This window comes from Micromonospora sp. 15K316 (assembly GCF_004348525.1).
GTDB lineage: Bacteria > Actinomycetota > Actinomycetes > Mycobacteriales > Micromonosporaceae > Micromonospora.
Genome location: NZ_SMKG01000401.1, coordinates 1 through 1,813 on the forward strand (window position 1 = coordinate 1; position 1,813 = coordinate 1,813).

Below are 1,813 nucleotides of genomic sequence, written 5' to 3' on the forward strand. Positions count from 1 at the left end.
GAGTGGGGGCGGGGCGGCGGGTGGCTCGGGCGCCGCCGAGCACCACCACGACCACGCCGACGAGCAGCAGCGCCAAGCCGGGCAGGGCCAACGGCCGGGGCAGCTGACCGAGCCACACCCAGCCGAGCAGGGCGGCACCCGGCGCCTCCAGCAGGATCAGCACACTCACCGTGGTGGCGGAGACCCGGCGCAGCGCGTAGTTGAACATCGAGTGCCCCAACAGCTGGGCGCCCGCCACCAGGGCGAGGATGGCGAGCCAGGTGCGACCGTCGAACCCGGTCACCCGTACGCCGCCGACCAGGCAGACGACCAGCAGGATCAGCGCGCACACCCCGTAACAGACGGTGGTGTACGTGGCGGTGCTGATGCTGGCGCGGGCTCGTTCGCCGAAGGCGGTGTAGATCGCCGCGAACATCCCGCCGGCCACCGCGAGCAGGTCACCTGCGAACGCCCGGCCCGAGGCGGAGAAGTCGGCGCCGGTGGCCAGCACCGCGCCGGAGACCGCCACCGCGATGCCTGCCCACACCACAGGTGGCAACCGTCGCCCCTGGCCGCGGGCGATCAGCCCCTGCCACACCGGCTGGGTGGCGCCCAGGGCCGTCGCCGCGGCGACGGAGGTGAGCTGGGCGCTGGGCATCCAGGTCGCGAAGTGGGCGGCGAGCGCGACGCCGGAGAGCACGCAGTACAGGCCCTCTCGCCGGCCGGCGCCGACGGTGAGCGTACGCAGCTCCGCGCGGCGTCGGGTCGCCGAGAACGGGCCCAGCAGGGCGACCGAGAGCAGGTTGCGCCAGAACGCGACAGCGAGGGCGGGGGCGGCCGCGAAGGCGATCAGGGGTGCGGACGAGGAGACGGCGACCACCGCGAGGACGAGCGCCCCGACGGTCGTCGGGTCACGCGGCGGGCGGTGTTGAGCTGGGGACACGGAGAGCAATCCTCACACGACCCGGCCCACCACGTACCGTCAGCGCTCGGTTACGATCACGCGGTCCGCGCCGGCGACCCCCTCACGCCCGGAGGCGCTCCCTCATGCCCAGGTTCCAGGCGGTGCTCTTCGACTTCTTCGGCACGCTGACCCGGTCGGTCCAGCGCGGCGCAGGTCACCAGGGCACCGCGCAACTGCTCGGCTGCCCGCCCGACACGTTCACGGCGGTGCTCGACCGCACGTTCTACCAGCGGGCCAGCGGCCAACTCGGCAACGCCGAGGCGACCCTGCGGTGGGTCTGCGCGCAGGCCGGCGTACACCCGTCGGACGGTGCCGTCCGCGCGGCGGTGGCGTCCCGGCACCTGGCGGTACGCGCGGACACCCGGCTGCGGCCCGACGCGGTGCCGACGCTCGCGCGGCTGCGTCAGCTCGGGCTGCGCACCGGCGTCATCAGCGACTGCACCCACGAACTGCCGGCCTTCCTGCCGGACCTGGCGATCGCCCCGCTGCTCGACGTGCGGATCTTCTCGGTGCAGGTGGGGCGCTGCAAACCGGATCCGGAGCTCTACCTGGCGGCGTGCCGCCGGCTCGGGCTCGCCCCGCACGAGTGTCTCTACGTCGGCGACGGGGGCAGCCAGGAGCTCACCGGCGCGGAGCGGGCCGGGTTGACCGCCGCCCGGCTGGCCGCGCCGGACCTCGCCGAGCACATGGTGTTCAACGCCGACCTCGGCTGGCGCGGCCCGCTGCTCGGCTCGCTCGCCGAGGTGCTCGATCTGGTCGACGGTGGCGTCGACCAGATCGAGGTGCCGGCCGCCCGGTACGTGTAGGCGACCTCGACGGGTCAGCGGCGGCGGACCCGGTGCAGCCGGAACGGCCGGCGGGTGGGTCGGG

The 1,813-nt window shown here is 74.6% G+C and carries 2 protein-coding genes; one reads left to right on the plus strand and one right to left on the minus strand.

What is annotated here, in order from left to right; all coding sequences use genetic code 11:
* On the minus strand, window positions 1-931 hold a 931-nt coding region (locus tag E1211_RS31930; protein WP_371686233.1), incomplete at its 3' end, for a DMT family transporter.
* Between the two features lie 95 nt (window positions 932-1,026).
* Between E1211_RS31930 and E1211_RS31935 the strand changes: the two genes are divergently transcribed.
* On the plus strand, window positions 1,027-1,749 hold the full coding sequence (locus E1211_RS31935; RefSeq protein WP_132353946.1) for an HAD family hydrolase: 723 nt from the start codon (window positions 1,027-1,029) through the stop codon (window positions 1,747-1,749).
* The last annotated feature ends 64 nt before the right edge of the window (window positions 1,750-1,813 follow it).

What these genes read in the sequence shown, in the direction of transcription:
- E1211_RS31935 (WP_132353946.1), top strand. Translation starts at nt 1,027, where the DNA reads ATGCCCAGGTTCCAGGCGGTGCTCTTCGACTTCTTCGGCACGCTGACC.